Source organism: Rhizobium sp. CB3090, assembly GCF_029714285.1.
GTDB lineage: Bacteria > Pseudomonadota > Alphaproteobacteria > Rhizobiales > Rhizobiaceae > Rhizobium.
The window spans coordinates 1,865,486-1,884,140 of sequence record NZ_CP121662.1 but is presented as its reverse complement, the minus strand read 5'-3'; the positions used below and the strand labels follow the sequence as shown (position 1 = coordinate 1,884,140).

Annotated in this window: 21 protein-coding genes and 1 pseudogene; 13 read left to right on the top strand and 9 right to left on the bottom strand. The window is 60.3% G+C overall.

Annotated elements, in window-relative coordinates:
* The first annotated feature begins 299 nt into the window (after window positions 1-299).
* The 5 genes from QA646_RS09140 (at window position 300) to QA646_RS09120 (ending at window position 4,581) form a co-directional block, all read left to right on the top strand.
* On the top strand, window positions 300-2,093 hold the full coding sequence (locus QA646_RS09140) for an acetolactate synthase 3 large subunit (protein ID WP_283058749.1): 1,794 nt from the start codon (window positions 300-302) through the stop codon (window positions 2,091-2,093).
* Window positions 2,094-2,165: 72 nt separating this feature from the next.
* The gene (locus tag QA646_RS09135) at window positions 2,166-2,465 is read left to right on the top strand and encodes an AbrB/MazE/SpoVT family DNA-binding domain-containing protein (protein ID WP_283058748.1); all 300 of its coding nucleotides are present in this window, start codon (window positions 2,166-2,168) and stop codon (window positions 2,463-2,465) included.
* Entirely contained in the window at window positions 2,446-2,847 is a 402-nt protein-coding gene (locus QA646_RS09130; protein WP_283058747.1) for a type II toxin-antitoxin system VapC family toxin, read from the top strand. The genes QA646_RS09135 and QA646_RS09130 overlap by 20 nt, the downstream gene beginning before the upstream one ends.
* 31 nt (window positions 2,848-2,878) lie before the next feature.
* Window positions 2,879-3,451: an acetolactate synthase small subunit gene (gene ilvN / locus QA646_RS09125; protein WP_283058746.1), complete on the top strand. Its 573-nt coding sequence runs from the start codon at window positions 2,879-2,881 to the stop codon at window positions 3,449-3,451.
* 155 nt (window positions 3,452-3,606) lie between these two features.
* Window positions 3,607-4,581: a capsular biosynthesis protein gene (locus QA646_RS09120; protein WP_283058817.1), complete on the top strand. Its 975-nt coding sequence runs from the start codon at window positions 3,607-3,609 to the stop codon at window positions 4,579-4,581.
* Here the strand turns inward: QA646_RS09120 and QA646_RS09115 are convergent.
* Window positions 4,578-5,423 (bottom strand): aldo/keto reductase, encoded by an 846-nt coding sequence (locus QA646_RS09115; protein WP_283058745.1) that lies wholly within the window; start codon window positions 5,421-5,423, stop codon window positions 4,578-4,580. The genes QA646_RS09120 and QA646_RS09115 overlap by 4 nt on opposite strands.
* 203 nt (window positions 5,424-5,626) lie before the next feature.
* Between QA646_RS09115 and QA646_RS09110 the strand changes: the two genes are divergently transcribed.
* On the top strand, window positions 5,627-6,220 hold the full coding sequence (locus QA646_RS09110) for a LysE family translocator (RefSeq protein ID WP_283058744.1): 594 nt from the start codon (window positions 5,627-5,629) through the stop codon (window positions 6,218-6,220).
* On the opposite strand, the gene QA646_RS09105 is transcribed toward QA646_RS09110, so the two are convergent.
* Both QA646_RS09105 and QA646_RS09100 read right to left on the bottom strand, forming a co-directional pair.
* Window positions 6,212-6,688, bottom strand: a complete 477-nt coding sequence (locus QA646_RS09105) for a DUF2269 domain-containing protein (protein WP_283058816.1) — start codon at window positions 6,686-6,688, stop codon at window positions 6,212-6,214. The genes QA646_RS09110 and QA646_RS09105 overlap by 9 nt on opposite strands.
* A 2-nt stretch (window positions 6,689-6,690) precedes the next feature.
* Window positions 6,691-7,980 (bottom strand): SDR family oxidoreductase, encoded by a 1,290-nt coding sequence (locus tag QA646_RS09100; RefSeq protein ID WP_283058743.1) that lies wholly within the window; start codon window positions 7,978-7,980, stop codon window positions 6,691-6,693.
* A gap of 138 nt (window positions 7,981-8,118) precedes the next feature.
* On the opposite strand from QA646_RS09100, the gene nthA reads away from it, so the two are divergent.
* The 3 genes from nthA to QA646_RS09085 are packed head-to-tail and all read left to right on the top strand — an operon-like array spanning window position 8,119 to window position 9,762.
* Window positions 8,119-8,748, top strand: a complete 630-nt coding sequence (gene nthA, locus QA646_RS09095; RefSeq protein WP_283058742.1) for a nitrile hydratase subunit alpha — start codon at window positions 8,119-8,121, stop codon at window positions 8,746-8,748.
* The gene (gene nthB, locus QA646_RS09090; protein ID WP_283058741.1) at window positions 8,745-9,404 is read left to right on the top strand and encodes a nitrile hydratase subunit beta; all 660 of its coding nucleotides are present in this window, start codon (window positions 8,745-8,747) and stop codon (window positions 9,402-9,404) included. Before nthA ends, nthB begins: the two co-directional genes overlap by 4 nt.
* Window positions 9,391-9,762 (top strand): nitrile hydratase accessory protein, encoded by a 372-nt coding sequence (locus QA646_RS09085; protein WP_283058740.1) that lies wholly within the window; start codon window positions 9,391-9,393, stop codon window positions 9,760-9,762. Before nthB ends, QA646_RS09085 begins: the two co-directional genes overlap by 14 nt.
* A 4-nt stretch (window positions 9,763-9,766) precedes the next feature.
* Here the strand turns inward: QA646_RS09085 and QA646_RS09080 are convergent, their stop codons facing one another.
* The 3 genes from QA646_RS09080 to QA646_RS09070 are packed head-to-tail and all read right to left on the bottom strand — an operon-like array spanning window position 9,767 to window position 11,482.
* Window positions 9,767-10,567, bottom strand: coding sequence for an anti-sigma factor (locus QA646_RS09080; RefSeq protein ID WP_283058739.1), 801 nt, complete (start codon window positions 10,565-10,567; stop codon window positions 9,767-9,769).
* The gene (locus tag QA646_RS09075) at window positions 10,564-11,118 is read right to left on the bottom strand and encodes an RNA polymerase sigma factor (RefSeq protein ID WP_283058738.1); all 555 of its coding nucleotides are present in this window, start codon (window positions 11,116-11,118) and stop codon (window positions 10,564-10,566) included. Before QA646_RS09075 ends, QA646_RS09080 begins: the two co-directional genes overlap by 4 nt.
* On the bottom strand, window positions 11,102-11,482 hold the full coding sequence (locus QA646_RS09070) for a hypothetical protein (RefSeq protein ID WP_283058737.1): 381 nt from the start codon (window positions 11,480-11,482) through the stop codon (window positions 11,102-11,104). The genes QA646_RS09075 and QA646_RS09070 overlap by 17 nt, the downstream gene beginning before the upstream one ends.
* 150 nt (window positions 11,483-11,632) lie before the next feature.
* On the opposite strand from QA646_RS09070, the gene QA646_RS09065 reads away from it, so the two are divergent.
* Window positions 11,633-12,760: an ATP-dependent RecD-like DNA helicase gene (locus tag QA646_RS09065; RefSeq protein WP_283058736.1), complete on the top strand. Its 1,128-nt coding sequence runs from the start codon at window positions 11,633-11,635 to the stop codon at window positions 12,758-12,760.
* 102 nt (window positions 12,761-12,862) lie between these two features.
* Here QA646_RS09065 and QA646_RS09060 read toward each other — a convergent pair.
* A pseudogene (locus tag QA646_RS09060) lies at window positions 12,863-13,327 on the bottom strand (MerR family transcriptional regulator); the annotation flags it as partial.
* 424 nt (window positions 13,328-13,751) lie between these two features.
* Between QA646_RS09060 and QA646_RS09055 the strand changes: the two are divergent.
* Window positions 13,752-14,504, top strand: coding sequence for a pyridoxine 5'-phosphate synthase (locus QA646_RS09055; RefSeq protein ID WP_283058735.1), 753 nt, complete (start codon window positions 13,752-13,754; stop codon window positions 14,502-14,504).
* Window positions 14,505-14,693: 189 nt separating this feature from the next.
* Here the strand turns inward: QA646_RS09055 and QA646_RS09050 are convergent, their stop codons facing one another.
* Window positions 14,694-15,584: an SDR family oxidoreductase gene (locus tag QA646_RS09050; protein ID WP_283058733.1), complete on the bottom strand. Its 891-nt coding sequence runs from the start codon at window positions 15,582-15,584 to the stop codon at window positions 14,694-14,696.
* 141 nt (window positions 15,585-15,725) lie between these two features.
* On the opposite strand from QA646_RS09050, the gene QA646_RS09045 reads away from it, so the two are divergent.
* Window positions 15,726-16,142 carry a helix-turn-helix domain-containing protein gene (locus QA646_RS09045; RefSeq protein WP_283058732.1) on the top strand — a complete coding sequence of 139 codons (417 nt, stop codon included), beginning with the start codon at window positions 15,726-15,728 and terminating at the stop codon, window positions 16,140-16,142.
* A gap of 9 nt (window positions 16,143-16,151) precedes the next feature.
* Window positions 16,152-17,402 carry an NAD(P)/FAD-dependent oxidoreductase gene (locus QA646_RS09040; RefSeq protein WP_283058730.1) on the top strand — a complete coding sequence of 417 codons (1,251 nt, stop codon included), beginning with the start codon at window positions 16,152-16,154 and terminating at the stop codon, window positions 17,400-17,402.
* Here the strand turns inward: QA646_RS09040 and QA646_RS09035 are convergent, their stop codons facing one another.
* Window positions 17,403-18,617, bottom strand: a complete 1,215-nt coding sequence (locus QA646_RS09035; protein ID WP_283058729.1) for an MFS transporter — start codon at window positions 18,615-18,617, stop codon at window positions 17,403-17,405. It abuts the gene before it with no gap.
* Window positions 18,618-18,655 lie beyond the last annotated feature (38 nt).

Below are 18,655 nucleotides of genomic sequence, written 5' to 3'. Positions count from 1 at the left end.
AGCATAGGGAGGGTGGCTTAACAAAACCCTTTCGAGTCCCCAAACATTTTAAGAGGATCGGGAAAGGCCGCGATTTTTTATTGCGGAATGCGTTGACGCCTAGAAATTTTCTGTCTATCACTTCCGCCCATGAAAAACTTGACGGTTCTTATCGTGGTGGGACAGCGCATGGGCAGGATGGTGTAACCATCCGGCGACAGCCACCCATGCGCTAGACAGCAGGCTCCCGAAGGAGCCTTTTTTTATGCCCGAAATCGAGTTTTCATTTTCCAAACCTCAGCAGATAGCGGAACAAACGTATGACCGGCACAGATAATCAGGCGAGCAGCAATCAGATGACAGGCGCGGAGATCGTGCTGCAGGCGCTCAGGGACAATGGCGTCAAGCACGTATTCGGTTATCCGGGCGGCGCGGTTCTTCCGATCTACGACGAAATTTTCCAACAGGACGATATCCAGCATATTCTCGTGCGCCATGAACAGGGCGCAGGCCATGCGGCGGAAGGCTATGCCCGCTCGACCGGCAAGGTCGGCGTCATGCTGGTCACCTCTGGTCCGGGCGCGACGAATGCCGTCACGCCGCTGCAGGATGCGCTGATGGATTCCATCCCGCTGGTCTGCCTGAGCGGCCAGGTTCCGACGACGCTGATTGGCTCGGACGCGTTCCAGGAATGCGATACGGTCGGCATTACGCGGCCTTGCACCAAGCACAACTGGCTGGTCAAGGACGTCAACCAGCTCGCCGCGGTCATTCACGAGGCTTTCCGCATCGCCCAGTCCGGCCGGCCGGGTCCTGTCGTCGTCGACATTCCGAAGGATGTTCAGTTCGCCACTGGCACCTACACGCCGCCGGAAGCCCATGATGTCCAGAAGAGCTATCAGCCGAAGGTTCAGGGCGATCTCGCCAGGATCACGCAGGCTGTGGAGCTGATGGCAAACGCGCGGCGACCGATCATCTATTCCGGTGGCGGCGTCGTAAACTCCGGTCCGGAAGCCTCGAAACTGTTGCGAGAGCTGGTCGAACTGACGGGCTTCCCGATCACCTCGACGCTGATGGGCCTCGGCGCCTATCCGGCATCCGGCAAAAACTGGCTCGGAATGCTCGGCATGCACGGTTCTTACGAAGCCAACATGGCGATGCATGATTGCGATGTCATGGTCTGCATCGGCGCTCGCTTCGACGACCGCATTACCGGCCGCCTGAATGCCTTTTCGCCGAATTCGAAGAAAATCCACATCGACATCGATCCGTCCTCGATCAACAAGAACGTTCATGTCGATATCGGCATTCTCGGCGATGTCGGCAATGTTCTGGAAGATATGGTCCGCCTATGGCGGGCGTTGCCGCACAAGCCGGCACCGGATCGGCTCGGCGATTGGTGGACGAATATCACGCATTGGCGTGCCCGCAATTCCTTCGCCTACAAGCCGCATGACGATGTCATCATGCCGCAATATGCAATCCAGCGTCTCTACGAGCTGACCAAGGACCGCGACACCTACATCACCACCGAAGTCGGTCAGCATCAGATGTGGGCGGCGCAGTTCTACGGCTTCGAGCAGCCGAACCGCTGGATGACCTCGGGCGGCCTCGGCACCATGGGTTACGGCCTGCCGGCCGCTCTCGGCGTGCAGATCGCCCATCCGGAAAGCCTGGTCATCGACATTGCCGGCGATGCCTCGATCCAGATGTGCATTCAGGAAATGTCGGCCGCGATCCAGCACGAAGCGCCGATCAAGATCTTCATCCTGAACAACCAGTATATGGGCATGGTGCGCCAATGGCAGCAGTTGCTGCACGGCAACCGTCTGTCGCACTCCTATACCGAGGCGATGCCCGATTTCGTGAAGCTGGCGGAAGCCTACGGCGCCGTCGGGCTGCGCTGTGAAAAGCCTGGCGATCTCGATGCCGCGATTCAGGAAATGATCGATGTCAAGAAGCCGGTCATTTTCGATTGCCGCGTTGCCAATCTCGCCAACTGCTTCCCGATGATCCCCTCGGGCAAGGCGCATAACGAGATGCTGCTGCCGGATGAAGCCACCGACGAAGCCGTCGCCAACGCCATCGACGCCAAGGGCCGGCAGCTCGTTTGATCGGAACGCCGGGACACGGTAGACTTGCCGTGTTCCGTTTCTTGAGGAGCCAGGAGTATGACGAGAGCAAAGATGTCCGACAACGGCAGGGTTACATTCACACTGCCCAAGTCGGTTCGCGATGCCCACGGTTATGAGGCTGGCACCGAATTTGAAGTTATCGAGCATGACAACGTCATCACGCTGGAGCCGGTGAAGCAGGAACCAAAGCCCGCTGGGAAAAAGCTGACGATAGATGAGTTCTTGTCGGTTATCCCCCGGTATAGCGGACCGCCGATTACTGATGAGATGATCGATGAGACTATTTTATCGGAAGCAAAGCATAGGTGGGACAAAGTGAATCGGCAGTGGGATGAAGACAAGAACGATTGATACCAACATTCTTGTCCGTGTCCTTGCCAGAGATGACAGCAAGCAGTGGCAGGTCGCGGCAGAGATTTTGCGAACCTCCAATGTCGTCATTCTCTCGACCGTTCTGCTGGAGACGGAGTGGGTGCTTCGCAAGAGTATTGGAATGACCTCGCGGCAAATCGCCGGATTGTTTCGATCACTGCTTGCATTGGATACGATCGTATTCCGTGAAAAGGAGAGAGTGGTTTCAGCTCTGGATGCTTTTGAAGCTGGCCTCGATTTCGCGGATGCTTTTCATGTCTCCAGTCTCGACGCAGGTGAAACCTTCGTCACGTTCGATCGCGATCTCGTCAAGCTCGCGCAACAACACATCGATCATGTCAGCATCGAGCTGGCATCCTGACCATAAGAACCGAGGAAACGGAACAAGGACAATGACCGCACACCTTCAACCCACGGGCTCCGCCTATTTCATCTCGCCGGAGACCGCGGCGGCCGAGAGCCACACGCTTTCGGTGCTAGTCGACAACGAGCCCGGCGTTCTCGCCCGCGTCATCGGCCTCTTCTCCGGCCGGGGCTATAATATCGAAAGCCTCACCGTTTCCGAGACCGAGCATCAGGCCCATCTGTCGCGCATCACCGTTGTCACGCGCGGCACGCCACAGGTGCTGGAGCAGATCAAGGCGCAGCTTGAGCGCATTGTGCCGGTTCATCGCGTCGTCGACCTGACGGTGCGCGCCCGCGATCTCGGCCAGGAACGGCCGATCGAGCGCGAAGTGGCGCTGCTGAAGGTTGTAGGAAGCGGCGAGACCCGCGCCGAAACCCTGCGGCTGGCCGATGCCTTCCATGCCAAGGTTGTGGATGCTACCGTCGAGCATTTCATTCTCGAGATCACCGGCAAGTCATCGAAGATCGATCAGTTCATCGCCATCATCAAGCCGCTCGGCCTGATCGAAGTCTGCCGCACGGGCATTGCCGCGATGAACCGCGGCCCACAAGGAATGTGAGAAACTCAGTCGTTGAACGGCTTTCGGGCGTCGCGTAGCTTGCGCGGCGCTCGGGGCGGATAAGTCGCGTCATCAATGAGGTCATGTCGGTGGCGTTTTCTACCGCGGAGAGTTTGCCTGATATTGGCGAGAAGAGCTGGCATCCTCCGGCAGGGATGCGTCTTGGCGCTACATTCTACGTTCGCAATGCTTTTCCGTGGCTAGGCCAATATTTCGGTTTGCAGAAGATCGCGACCACACTGTCACCCGGCATCGGCGGCGTGCTTTCCTGGGGCGGTCGCACACCCGCAAAGACGGCGGCGGCGATCTCGCGGTTGCGTGGATTGCCATGCTGGAATCTTGAAGACGGTTTTTTACGTTCGGTCGGCCTCGGCAAAGCCGGTGCAATCCCTTTTTCGATCGTCGTCGACGATCTCGGTCTGCCCGTCGACGCAAGCCGGCCCTCGCGCCTTGAACGCCTGATCGGCGGTGCGGAAGATGCCGGAGAGCTGGGCAGGGCGATCCGCGAGCAGATCGTCCGCAACAGACTCTCGAAATACAATCATCTGCCGCACAGGGAACCCGCGATCGAGCGGACAACGAAGCGTCGCATCCTGCTGGTCGATCAGGTTGTCGGCGATATCTCGGTCGGCAAGGCGCTCGGTTCACACGCCTCGTTCGAGCGGATGCTTGCAGACGCTTTGGCAAGCGGTGCCCAATGTCTGATCCGGACGCATCCGGATGTCATGGCCGGCCACCGTAAGGGATATCTGACCACGGAAACCGCGGGCAAAGGCGGTGCAATATTTCTCGATGATGCCGTATCGGTCGCATCGATTCTTGAGGTCGTGGATGAGGTCTGGACCGTTTCAAGCCAGTTCGGTTTCGATGCGCTGCTGCGCGGCATCCCGGTCCGTTGCTATGCGGCGCCGTTTTATGCCGGGTGGGGAGTGACGGAAGATCAATTCGGGGTCTACACGAAGGCCATTCTCGCCGATAGACGAACCAGGCGGCGGACTGTCGATCAAATCGCCGCTGCCGCCTTTTCGCTTTATCCGACCTATCGCGATCCGGCGGACTGGCGATTGATCGATGTTTTCCAGGCGATAGAGCTGATCGTTGGGCAGCAGCAGGCAGACGTCGGCAGTTAAAGCATCTCCAACGGCTTCTTTCGCGCCGGCGGCGGGAAGACGGCGTCAAGGGTTGCCCAATCCTCCTCGGTGATGTCGAGCGAGACGGCATCGCGGTTTTCTGCAACGCGTTGCGGATTGGAGGTTTTGGGAATGGCGATCACGCCGTCGCGCTCCAGCAGAAAGGCAAGCGCAACCTGGGCCGGCGTTGCCTGATAGGTCTTGGCGATGTGGATCAGGTCCGGATGATGCGCGAGCCGGCCCTGTTCGATCGGTGAATAGGCCATGATCGGGATGTTGCGCTCCTGGCACCACGGCAGCAGATCGTATTCGACGCCGCGTCGGCCGAGATTGTAGAGCACCTGATTGGTGGCGACATTGCCGCCGTCGGGAACTGCGAGCAGTTCCTCCATATCGTCGACATCGAAATTCGAAACGCCCCAGGCGCCGATCTTGCCTGCGGCTTTCAGGGCTTCGAACGCGGCCACCGTTTCGGACAACGGATACTCGCCGCGCCAATGCAGCAGATAAAGGTCAATGCGGTCGATTTTCATTCGTTTCAAGCTGCGGTCGCAAGCTTGGATAGTCCCCTTGCTGCTTGCGTTGTGAGGATAGACCTTGCTGACGACGAACACCTCATCGCGCCGCCCCTCGATCGCCTTGCCGACGATTTCTTCCGCGCCGCCTTCGCCATACATTTCGGCGGTATCGATTAGTGTCATGCCGAGATCGAGCCCGGCTCCCAAGCTGGCGATCTCTTCCCTAGCCTGGGCGGCTGTTTCGCCCATGTTCCACGTCCCTTGGCCGAGTGCGGGAACCGCAATTCCGGAGGGGAGAGTGACGGTAGGAATAGGGTCGTGCATGGCATGTCCTCGCTGCTTCAGAGGCGAAGGATAAGGGCATTCATCGGGATTTCAATCGAGGCCATTCATGTCACAGTGACAATCCCTCCATGGCATTCGATTCCGAGGCAAATTAGGTTGCTCGGCATAGGCGCAGCTGTGAGAGATGCGCATCGCGCGAATTGACGCTTCGGCTGACTAAAGAGCGGCGTCTGGGAGGCTTTATGGCACTGGATTCATTTCTGGCTCTTCTGTTGTTTGCATTCACGACATCGATTACGCCCGGGCCGAACAATATGATGCTGTTCGCATCGGGCGTGAATTTCGGTTTCCGCCGCACGATTCCGCATATGCTCGGCATCGGCGTCGGTTTTCTGTCGCTGTTGCTGGGCGTCGGGCTTGGGCTCGGGGCATTGCTGCACACCGTTCCGGTGCTCTATACGGGCCTGAAATTCGCCGGCGGAGCCTATCTCGTCTGGATCGCATGGAAGATTGCGACGTCGCGCAGCCTCAGCGAGAAGGAAAGCGGTGTCGAGCCGATGAGCTTCCTGAGTGCTGCCGCCTTTCAATGGGTCAATCCCAAGGCCTGGGTCATGGCGGTCACTGCCATGGCGACCTACACCAATCCCCAGCTCTACCTGATCAGCGTGCTGCTTGTCGGCCTTGCCTTCGCGGCGGTCAACATTCCCAGCGTTTCGACCTGGGCCGGCTTCGGCTCGGCCCTGCGCAACTGGCTTTCCGACCCCGTTCGCCTCAAGCGGTTCAACATTACCATGGCGGTCCTGTTGGTGCTCAGCCTCTGGCCGATGTTAAAATAGCGGTATGGATGGCTTGTTGAGCATCAGCCAGAGGATGCCGATGACAAAGAAAAAGGCGGGGAAGCCGCAAGCAAACCAGATACGATAGAGATGGTGGTAGGCTTCCGGCAACGGCGCTTCGGTCTCGGATGCCGCTCGGGCGAGATCGCGCAGGCGGAGTTGTATCCAGACGACCGGCAGCCAGAAAATGCCGGTCAACACATACAGCAGCAAGGACAGAGCGATCCATCCTTCTTCGAGCGACCAGCCGATCGATTGTGCGAGCAGATAGCCGGTCACCGGCTGAAGGATGACGGCGGTTGCCGTAAAGATGGTATCAGCGATGACGACTGTGCCGGCAACATGTGCAATCACCTTGGGATCGCCCGTGCGATGCGCCATGACCATGAAGAAGGCGATGCCTGCGCCGGTGCCGAACAGCACCGTAGCGCCGATGACATGCACGAGGCGAAGAAGTTCCTCTCCCAGCATCAGCGCTCCTCCAATATCGCAAGGGTGGCAAATGTCAGCAGGATCGACGGCAGTACTTTGACGAATGGCCCGACGGGATCGAGCCAAAGCGATGGTTCGAGCAGGGTGCCGCCGGCAAGATAGCCGAGCGTGACGGCAAGCATTCCGAACAATGCCGAACGTGCGAAAGGCCGCACAAGAACAAAGGCGCCAAGGGCTATATCGAGAAAGCAGGTAATCAGGGTCAAAGCCATCGCCACTCCCTCCGGCATAAAGGGCAGGAAGTGCCGGCTTGCGCCTGTCGGTGCCAGTAAAGGGATGATGCCCGACAGCATCCAGAAGAGCGCGAGGCCAAAGACCATCACCGGCTTTAACAAATAGAGGCGGGCAAACCACAAATCCTGGATGCCGGAAGGACTGGCATCCAGTGTTTCGACGGCCGTCGCCAGGCGTTGACTTGGGAGGTGTTGCCCGTCCCTTCGGCTGAGAACGCCCTCGGACATCACCGCCATCGCAGTTGATCGGAGTGGCGAGCGCCATCCGAGCGTGCCGGCGATGTCAGCCGCCCAGGTCATCGGCCTTGCCAAGCCGGTCGGTATCGGCACGACCCGCGCCGGTGGTAAGCCGAGCCAGCTTCGGTGAAGTATGACCAGTTCGCGGAGTGTCAGCATCTCGCTGGCGGCAAGATCGATATCGGTGCCGGATTGGAAGTCGCCGGCAACCGCTGCCGAAACGACTGCGGCAACATCATCGACCGAGACCGTTTCGACAGGGCTTTGTGCATGGATGAGAGGCAGGAGATAAGGCATGGCAGCAAGCGCACGTAGCAATGCCGTGCCGCCATGGGCATTGCGGCCGAGGACGAGCGCCGGTCGCAGGATGATATGGTTGAGACCGCTTGCCGCCAGCGCCTTGTCAGCACTGCGCTTTGTCGCCAGGAACGGCTGGCCTTGGCCCGCGCCTTCCGTGCGCGCGGAAATCTGCACGACGAGTTCGATCGCCGACCGCGCGGCTGCGGCATAGAGCGCCAGCATTGCTTTTTCCTGCGTGGCGGCGAGATCGTCGGAAAGCCCGTCTTGAAGGGCACCGGCGCAGTTGATGACGATTTGGTGGCTACTTAGCACAGCATGCCAGTCCGATGGATCGGTCATTTCGGCCAGATCAGCTTTGATCCAGCCGATCGACGGATGTTTGACGCGCGCGCGGTCAGGATTGCGGGCAAGGCCGGTGACCATATGCCCATCCCTGCGCAATCGCGCCGCGATCACAGAGCCGATGAAACCAGTTGCGCCAAGAATCAAAATCTTCATGCTGGGCAGACTAGCTAAAAGCACTGACAATGGCAGGGGGTTGCGGCATCTGATCGCGGTTACAACCGATGAAGAAGGCGCTTGGCGGCTCGATGGCTAAGGCTTAGATTTGCGGCTTATTCGGCGGGGAGATACATCATGCACGATCATGACGACCATCATCACCATGATCATGACAACCACTATTCTGACATGCAGGCGCGCGTGAGGGCGCTGGAGACGCTGCTGACGGAAAAGGGGCTGATCGATCCGGCGGCGATCGATGTCATCGTCGAGACCTATGAGACCAAGGTCGGGCCGCGCAATGGGGCGCAGGTGGTGGCGAAGGCCTGGAGCGATCCGGAGTTTGCCGAATGGTTGAAGCGCGACGCGACGGCGGCGATTGCCAGCCTCGGTTTCACGGGGCGCCAGGGCGAGCATATGCGCGCGGTGTTCAATACGACGGAAACACATAATCTCATCGTTTGCACGCTCTGCTCCTGCTATCCGTGGTCGGTGCTCGGCCTGCCGCCGGTCTGGTACAAGGCGCCAGCCTATCGCTCTCGTGCGGTCATCGATCCACGCGGCGTATTGGCCGAATTCGGTCTGACGCTGCCTGAGGGCAAGACGATTCGCGTCTGGGATTCGACGGCGGAGCTTCGCCATCTCGTCATTCCGGAACGTCCTGATGGCACCCAGGGTATGAATGAGGCGGCGCTTGCCGATCTCGTCAGCCGTGACGCCATGATCGGCACCGCGATCGCCAAGGCTCCGGAGGTGACGCTATGAGCGGGCCGCACGATCTCGGCGGGCAGATGGGCTTCGGGCCGGTGGCGCCGGAACCGAACGAGCCGGTCTTCCATGCGGAATGGGAAAAGCGGGCGCTCGGCATCACACTCTCCTGCGGTGCCTTCGGCGCCTGGAGCATCGATGAAAGCCGGCATGCGCGCGAAAATATCCCTCCGGCCGAATATCTTGCCGCCAGCTATTATGAGATCTGGATGCGCGGGCTCGAGACGCTGCTGGAACGGCATGGTTTCGTAACGCACGAGGAGCTGCGAGCCGGCCATTCGTCGGGACAGGGAGCGGTTCCGAAACGCGTTCTGAAGGCCGATATGGTTGCCGGTGCTCTCGCCAAGGGCGGCCCCTGTGATCGGCCGGTCGATGCGGCACCGCTGTTTGTGGTCGGCGATCGCGTGCGGACGAAGAATATCAATCCGATGGGACATACGCGTTTGCCGCGCTATGCCCGAGCCAAGGCGGGGGTGGTGGAAGCCGTGCAGGGCTCGTTCGTTTTTCCCGACGACAACGCTCATGGCAAGGGCGAGAATCCGCAGTGGATCTACACGGTTGTCTTCGATGGCCCGGAAATCTGGGGCGAGGGCGCCGATCCAATGCTTACCGTCTCCATCGATGCCTGGGAGAGCTATCTTGAGCGCGTCTGAGACTTCGTCGGTCCTAGCGCAATCGCCGCAACTGCCGAAATCCGAAGATGGCGAGCCGGTCTTCCCCGAACCTTGGGCGGCGGAGGCTTTCGCGATGACCGTGCATCTGCACGAAAAGGGCTTGTTCAGTTGGGGCGAATGGGCGGAGCAGCTTTCTGCCGAATTGCACAAGCCAGGCCGCGCCGAAGACGGCAGCGATTATTTCGACTGCTGGGTGGCGGCATTATCCAACCTGCTGATCAGCCGCGGCATCGCCGATGCCGGTGCGATCCTCGACCTGCAAAGGAGCTGGCAGCGCGCGGCGGAAGCGACGCCGCACGGCAAGCCGATCCTGCTGGAGAACGATCCGGAACGCTGAGGGGTTAGGACGAAAACTGCTTGTAGCATTCGTCCGCCACCTGCCTCAGCATGTCGCGCGAAATTTCGCCGGTGACGGCATAGCCGAGCTTGCCGTCGATCCAATAGAAGGTCTCGACTGCGCCGACGCTGGTAAAGCGGAAACTGGTCGTGGTGTTTTCCTTGTTGCTGCCGATGAGAACGGTCAGGCGTTGGCCGGCGGCGTTCTCATACATGAAGAGTGCGCCGGGGGTGCCATTGACGGGCAGCAACCGGCCGCCGACGAGCTGGAAGCCGAGCGTCTGCAGGCTCGGCACCTTGAGAGCGGCGACATTCATGCGCTTGCCGAGCCAGGTGGCGAGATGCGCTTCCTGATCCGCGCCGACCTCGACCGGGTGGCGGACATCGCTTGCGTAGACCACGAAGGCCGATTGCGCCTGCCGCGGCAGGGCTTCGATAGCCGTCACGCGAAGGTCCGGCTGCGTCAGAAGCGGCGGGCCGAAATGGCCGGCGGCAGCGCCAACCAGGAAGATCGCCAAGGAGGCCGCGGCCATCGGCAGCCAGCGAAGCCGTGGTGACGTTGCGGCAGGCACATGCGTCGCGAGGGGCGGCGAGACCATCTTACGGTCACCTTCCTTCGAGATTGCGTATGGCGCAAACAATGCCTTGATGTCGGCGTTTTGCGCCTGCCAGGTGAAGATCAGATCCGCTTGTTCAGGATTTTCGGTAAGCCAGGCTTCCAGCCGGACGTGGTCATCCGGCGGCAGCAGTCCGTCTGCAAAGGCGTGGAGATCCGCTTCGGTCACGGTCGGGTTACGTTCGTTCATTTCGGTCTCCGAAGCGTAATGACATTCTCGGCGCTCATCAGATTGGTCATTTTCCGGCGCGCCCGCGACAGGCGCGACATCACGGTGCCGATCGGAATATCCAGTGTGGTGGCGACATCCCGATAGCTGTAGCCTTCGACCACGACCAGCATCAGCACGGCGCGATAATCCTCCCCGAGGCTGTTCAGTGCCGCTTCCAATCGCGAGCGCTCCAACGGATCGCTGGGGGTCTCAGTGGTCGGCAGATCCGCGCTGTCATCGAGATCGACGAAGCTGCGGCGACCTTGCTGGCGCAGGCCGTTGCGGTAGAGATTGGTCATGATGGTGAGCACCCAGCCGCGCAGGTTCAGTCCGCGCCACTGGCTGCGCCGCGCCAGCACCTTTTCCACGCAATCCTGAAGAAGATCCTCGCCATCGGCGTCGGAGCGGGTGAGGCTGCGCGAATAGCGCCTCAACGAGGGCAGGAGCGCCAGCACCTGCGCCTCGAAGCTGTCGGGCGCGAGGGAGGCTTCCCCCGCGTCCCCGCCGGTCCGATCAGGGCCGTGCGACATCCCACACACCCTTGAAGCCATCGCCGGCAACATCACCAGCCTTGGTATCCTTGACGTAGTAATAAAGCGGCATGCCGTCCTTCGCCCATTGCTTTTTCCCGTCCTTGCGGGTGATGATCGAGTATGCGCCTTCCCCCTTGGCTTTGCTATCGGCCATCAGCGGCGGCCATGCCTTGGCGCAATCGTCATTGCAATTGGAGACACCCTTCTTGTCATTCTTGAAGGTGTAGAGCGTCATGCCGTTTTCGCCTGTGAGAACCTTGCCCTTGGCGCTTTCGGCGGTTTTTATTGGGGCGGCGGCAAAGGCCGACGTTGCTACGACCGACGCCATGACCAGGATCGGCAAGAATTTCGCGGCTTTCATGATGTTTCTCCTCGGAATGGTAAACCTAATGGTCTAGGCCCCACGTTTTGCGTTGCCGGACATGAGACACGAATTGCCCCAATTTTATTCCGAAAATTCCGCGTTTTTTTACTGCTTGCTTCTGCTGGCCGAATCCTGCCAAGTCGGCGCATGCAATTCGCACCACAACAAGACGAAGCGCTCAAGGCCGTTGCCAAATGGCTGAAGGAACGGCGCTCGCCGCTGTTTCGCCTGTTCGGCTATGCCGGGACGGGCAAGACGACGCTTGCGCGGCATTTTGCCGAGGATGTAGACGGTGAGGTGCTGTTTGCCGCCTTCACCGGCAAGGCGGCGCAGGTGCTGCGCTCGCGTGGCGCCAGCAATGCCAAGACCATCCATTCGCTGATCTATCGCCCGCGCGGCGAGGAGGCCGTTGAAGACGAGGAAACCGGCAAGACGTCGATCGCTCCGATGTTCACCATCAACCGGCAGAGTCCAGTCGCCAAGGCGGCGCTGATCATCGTCGACGAATGTTCGATGGTGGACGAAGCACTCGGCAAGGACCTGATGAGTTTCGGCACGCCGATTCTCGTCCTCGGCGATCCCGGACAGTTGCCGCCGGTCTCGGGCGGTGGTTTCTTCACCAATGACGAGCCGGACTATCTGCTGACGGACATTCACCGTCAGGCCCGCGACAATCCGATCATCCAGCTCGCCATGCATGTACGTGAGGGCAAGGAGATCATGCACGGCGACTACGGCACGGCGAAGGTGATTTCGAAGAACGAGGTGACGCAGCCGCTGGTGCTCGAGGCGGATCAGGTGTTGGTCGGCACCAACCGTACGCGCCGGCGCTACAATCAGCGACTGCGCGAGCTCAAGGGTTTTACAGCCGAATATCCGCAGTCCGGCGACAAGCTGGTCTGTCTGCGCAACGATCCCGCCAAAGGCCTGCTCAACGGTTCGCTCTGGCAGGTGATGACATCGTCCAGGGAAACGACGAAGCCCGGCATCAATCTGCTTGTCCGGCCGGAAGATGACGACATGGATCGGGGTGCGGCGAAGATCAAGCTGCTGAAGCAGGCCTTCGAGGATGTCGAGGGCGAAATCCCCTGGTCGACCCGCAAGCGCTATGATGAATTCGATTACGGCTATGCGCTGACCGTGCATAAAGCGCAGGGTTCGCAATGGAACAATGTGGTGTTGTTCGATGAAAGCTGGGCGTTTCGCGATACGCGCGAGCGCTGGCTCTATACGGCGATCACGCGCGCCGCCGAGACGCTGACGATCGTCCGGTAAAGCTTAGCTATTCAGGTCGTGACGCCGATGGCGGCGTCATATAAAGACGGTCAATGCTGCGCCGGAAAGAGATCAGATGTCTTCGCCATGAGAACGAGTGAGCTCTGCGGTGCTGTCATACTCAAGGAGATCGGCGACTTTCTGCATCTGCCGGTTCAATTCGGACATCTCAAGGATGAGTTCGCGCTTGCGATGGTTGAGGGCCGTGCGGAAGATCGCCTCGGCATCGTCCGGCGTTTCCGCATCGTCAAGCTTTTCCATGATTTCCTGAATGACGGCGATCGACATGCCGATTTCGCGGCAGGCGGTAATGACGGCCATGCGCAGCACATCGTCTGTGCCGTAGATGCGCATCAGCCCATGGCGATCGGCTGAGATCAGCCGCTTTTCCTCATAGAAGTGCAGCGTCCTGTGCGTCACCCCGAAAGCATTGGCCATATCGGCAATGGCAACCGCTCCCTCCGGCAGGTCAGAAGGAAGTGCTGTCTCAGGCAGGAACCGGTACTTAGCACGTGCTTGCGAAATGAGATTGGCGGCAGCAAACGGACGTTTGGAACCGTCGGACATGAGTCCCTCCATATTTCCATCCCCTTTTTGTCGCGGCGCCCCACGCCACGATCGAGTGCCCTATTTTTTTGTCGACGGAGGAGGTCGCAGTTACGCCCAACTCGATTTTACAAAAACGCGACCAACAAACGCAGATGTCGCCGATGAAAATTCTTAGGTTTCATAAGGACAAATTTACCGTGGGCGAGCTTTGAGCCCCCTCATTCCCGGACGAATCAAATTAGGCGTCCGATACAATGACGCTATCGGGTTTCGCCGAAATTATAAGTTGCCCGAATGGGGTATCGTCGGACGGACGGGACGGCAAAAGTGGGGAAGACCATCAATCTTTTGCATGAGTCGATGTTCGAATCTCGTTGGTCTTACAGCGTGCAATCGCATAAAACGGATGTATTATCCTCTTTATAAATCATGGATTTCGATCATGCCCGCCAAGCTCTCCGTGAACCTCAACGCTATCGCCATGTTGCGTAACCGGCGCGATCTTCCCTGGCCGAGCGTCACCGGGTTGGGGCGGATCGCTCTTGCCGCCGGTGCCAGCGGCTTGACGGTGCATCCGCGGCCCGATCAGCGGCATATCCGCTTCTCGGATCTGCCCGATATCCGGGCATTGATCGATGATGAATTTCCAGAGGCGGAGTTCAATATCGAAGGCTATCCGACCGACGAGTTCTTTGATCTCTGCGCATCCGTGGAGCCGGAGCAGGTGACGCTGGTGCCTGACGATCCCTCGCAGGCGACATCCGACCATGGCTGGGATTTCCGTAAAAATCGCGATCTGCTGGCCGAGGTTGTCGCCAAATATAAGAAGATCGGCTGCCGTGTTTCATTGTTTGCCGACGGCGACGGCGATGGCGAGGCTGTGAAGATCGCCAAGGACGTTGGTGCCGACCGCATCGAGCTTTACACCGGTCCCTATGGCGGCTGCTATGACGCACCGGAGCGGGCTGCCGTCATTCTCGAGGGCCTCGGCAAGACTGCGGATGCGGCATTTGCCAACGGACTTGCCGTCAATGCCGGTCATGATCTAACGGTCGCCAACCTGCCGGCGCTCCTCAAGCGCATTCCGAAGCTTGCCGAAGCGTCGATCGGTCATGGACTGACCGCCGATGCGCTGGAATACGGCATGGCCGAGACGGTGCGGCGGTTTTGCCGGGCTTGCGGTCAGGCGGTTTAACGGGCAGGTTTTGGGCTGGTCAGGCGAGGACGCGGTTGGCGCGCTGTAGTGCCAGGCCCCTCATCCTAGCCTTCTCCCCGCATTGCGGGGAGAAGGGGCGATGGAGCAAACAATTGGCCCGGACGAGCTGTGTTTGAGGCGAGGCACGAGGGTGCGGCAACGATAATCTCGCCTGACCATCCCATAAACTCAGCCTGCCAACGCGGCCTTGTGTTCCTCGACGAAGCTGCGCAGCGTCTGCGGCTCCTTGCCGGTCAGCTTGTTGAAGTCATTCGTGAGGATATTGAAATTGCCGGCGCGGATGTTGGCATCGAAGGAGACCAGCATGTCGACGACGAATTTCGGCAGGCCGGCGCCGGTCAGGCCGCCGGCGAGCTGTTCGTCATTGACATGCACGACGTCCAGCGGATGGCCGGTGATCTTGCTGACGACGCTCGCGACGTCCTCTACGGTGACGGCGGTCGAGCCCGTCAGCGTGTAAGTGGCGTTTTCCGTCGTGTCGGAAGCCAAAGCGGCGGCAATGGCCAGCGCGCAGTCTTCGCGGCTGATGTTGCTGACTCGGCCGCCGGCGGTCGCGGTGTACCACTTGCCGGCTTCTAGGCTGTGCGGCAGACCCATCAGATAATTGTCGAAATACCAGGCATCCTGCAGGATCGTGTAGCTGATACCGCTTGCCTTGATGGCGTTTTCGGTGCCGAGGTGGTCTGGCGCGAAGCTGACGAGCGAACCTTCCGGGGCAGGCATGGAGGTGTAGAGAATATGCTTCACGCCAGCCTTCTTCGCGGCATCCACGGCAGCCGTGTGCTGCTTGAGGCGCAGGCCGGGGACGCCGAGCGCGTCGGTGCTGATGATCAGCAGGCGATCGACACCGGCGAAGGCGGCGGACAGGGTAGCGGCGTCATCAAAATCAGCCTTGCGGGTGACGACGCCCTTCGCGGCGAGGTCGGCAAGCTTCTCAGGGCTGCGGGTCGCGGCAATGATGCGGCCAGGGGCGACCTTGTATGTCTCCAGCAGGTGATGGATGACGCGCTGGCCAAGCTGACCCGCGGCGCCGGTGACGAGAAGAGTGCTGCTGCTCATGTTTTTCCCTTGTTCTACCGCTGCGGATTTGCGGCGGTTTTAGCGCTCTCAAAAAGAGACTAGCGCTAGAATAGGAATTGACTTCGGTCTGTAAAGAAGGCAGTTTTTCCGCTCTACGTTACCAAAAGGGAACCGACCCACATGGGCGCCAACACCGTCGTTAATCTGCGCAGCACGGAGGCTCCGTTGCGCGTCTTTGATCTTAGCAAATTCGATGCCACCAATTGCCCGGTGCGGGATCTGATCTCGCAGATCGGCGGCAAGTGGTCGGTGTTGCTGCTGGAAGCCCTGGCACAGCGGCCATATCGTTTTGGCGAGTTGCGGCGTATAGTGCCCGACATTTCCCAGCGCATGTTGACCCAGACGCTGCGGGACCTCCAGCGCGACGGCTATGTCGACCGCGAGGTGTTTCCGACCAAGCCGCCGAGCGTCGAATACCGCATGACCGATCTCGGCCGCTCGCTCTATGTGCCTTTGGCGCAGCTCTTGAATTGGGCCGAGGCCAATCATGATGCCGTACGCGCTGCACGCGTCCGTTTCGATCAACCGCAGGACTGAGCGCGGCCGGTGAAATCCCTGAAAATTGCGATCATTGGCGCGGGACCTGCGGGCCTTGCTGCTGCTTTGTTTCTCTCGCGCGCTGGCCATACGACGGAGATTATCGAGCGGTTCGATAATCCGGCGCCAGTCGGATCCGCGCTGATGCTGCAGCCCACCGGCCTGACGGTGCTGGAATCGCTCGGCCTCGGTCCTGCCATCCACGCTGCCGGCAATCGCATCGACCGGCTGTTCGGCACCGAGACGAAGCGTGGCCGCATGGTTCTTGACGTGCGCTATGATACTCTGGCGGGCGGGCGCTATGGGCTGGCGGTTCATCGCGCCGCGCTGTTCGATACGCTTTACGATGAGGTCTCCGCACGGAGACACCTTGTCTTCACCGGACGGCGAGTGACCGGGACCCTGGAAGAGGGCGGTCACACCTATCTTATAATTGAGGGCGGCGAGCGGCTGGGGCCGTATGATCTTGTCATCGACGCGAGCGGCGCGCGATCTGAATTGATCGCTGCTTTGCCGGTCGCACCACGGACGCGTAATCTCGCCTATGGCGCTTTCTGGGCGACGCTGGATTGTCCCGATGGACTGGTGGACGAGAGGGCGCTGACGCAACGCTACGACCGGGCGAAAGTGATGATCGGCGTGTTGCCGATCGGACGGCGGAAGCCGGAGCTGCCGAAGCAGGCGGCATTTTTCTGGAGCTTGAAAATAGCACATGCCGATGAGGTGCGAAGGCTGGGGCTCGATCGCTGGAAGTCGGCGGTTCGCGGCTATTGGCCGGAATGCCAGCCACTGCTCGATCAGATTGTTGATTGGGAGCAATTGACGCTGGCACGCTATGCTCATCGAACCGCGGCCATGCCCTATAGCGGCCGCACAGTCTTCGTCGGCGACTCCGCACATTCGACCAGCCCGCAACTCGGGCAGGGCGCCAATATGGCGCTGCTGGATGTGGCGGCCCTTGCACATGCGCTGGCGGGCAGCGAGGATATTGGCGCTGCGCTTGCCGCCTATGCAAAAGCGCGGCGGATGCATGTGCGGCTGTTTCAGTTGCTGTCGCTGGCGTTTACGCCCTTCTACCAGTCGGATTCGGTAGCACTGGCATGGATCCGGGATCGACTGGTTGCCACCATTGCCAAGGTGCCGCCGGGGCCGCAGATCTTGGCGTCGATTGTCTCCGGCACCTTGATCGATCCCTTTGCCTCGGCCGGCCTCAGCGAATGCGACTGGCTGCAGAGTGTCGTCGTTCCGCAGCCGTCCTGATCATTTCTGTCGTTCGGTCAGGAAGATGAGCAGCGCCACCACCGGGAAGCAGACGCCGATCCACGAGGCGAGATTCCAGCCGCCGGTGGCATAGGCCCAGCCGCCGATCGCAGAGCCGAACGCGCCGCCCGCAAAGAATGTCGCCATGTAGAGACCGTTCAGGCGGCTGCGATGTTCGGCGCTCAGCGCAAAGATGGCGCGCTGGCCGAGCACGAGATTGGTCTGCACGCCGAAATCGAGCAGAATGCCGGAGAGCGTCAACGTTACGAGCGCCAGCAGCGAACCGCTGCCGGAAGCGTGACCGATGAGGAAGGCGACGATGGCGAGCACGAGGGCGAAGGTCGTGGCAAGCTTCGTCCAGCCGCGATCGGCGACACGACCGGCAATCGGCGAAGCGACCGCGCCCGCAGCACCAGCCAGCGCGAAGAGGGCAATGCCGTTCTGCGTGAGGCCGAAGGCAGGACTTGCCAGCAGCAGCGGCGTCGTTGTCCAAAACAGGCTGAAGGCACCGAACATGCAGGCCTGATAGAGCGCTCGGCGCTGCAGCACCGGCGTATGCAGCGCGAGATGGCCCATTGAAGAGAGCAGTTGGCCATAGTGCAGCCTGGTGTGTGGAACGCGGGTCGGCAGAGCGATGCGAAGGATGATGGCAAGCGCGATCATGACACAGGCTGAGAGGATATAGACTGCGTGCCAGGAGGAGAGTTCCGATAGGAAGCTCGCCGCTGGCCGGGCCAGCATGATGCCGCAAAGCAGGCCGCTCATGACATTGCCGACAACCGCGCCGCGGCTGGCATCCGGCGCCATGTGGGCGGCGAAAGGCACCAGCACCTGTACCGCGACTGAGGCGAGGCCGATGCAAAGCGACGCAAGCAGGAAGAGCGACGGTGACCAGGCGAATGCGGCGCCGACGAGCGCCACGGCCGAAAGGCCGATCAGCGTCAGCACCAGTCTGCGGTTTTCCAGGAGGTCACCGAGCGGCACGATCAGCAGCAGGCCGAGACCATAACCGATCTGCGTCAGCGTCACGATCAGACCGGTCGCTGCCGGCGTGAAGCCGAGCGCCTGGCTGATCGGGCCGGCCAGCGGCTGGCCGTAATAGAGATTGGCGGCCACCAGCCCGCAGGCGGCGGCAAACATGAATGTCAGCAGGGGTGAAATGGTCTTTTCGGGAAGCGGAGCGCTCTCGCGTCTCGCTGCGGCGGTTGCAGACATATCTTGATCCTTGATGCGGGCAGGGGAACGTGTCCCCC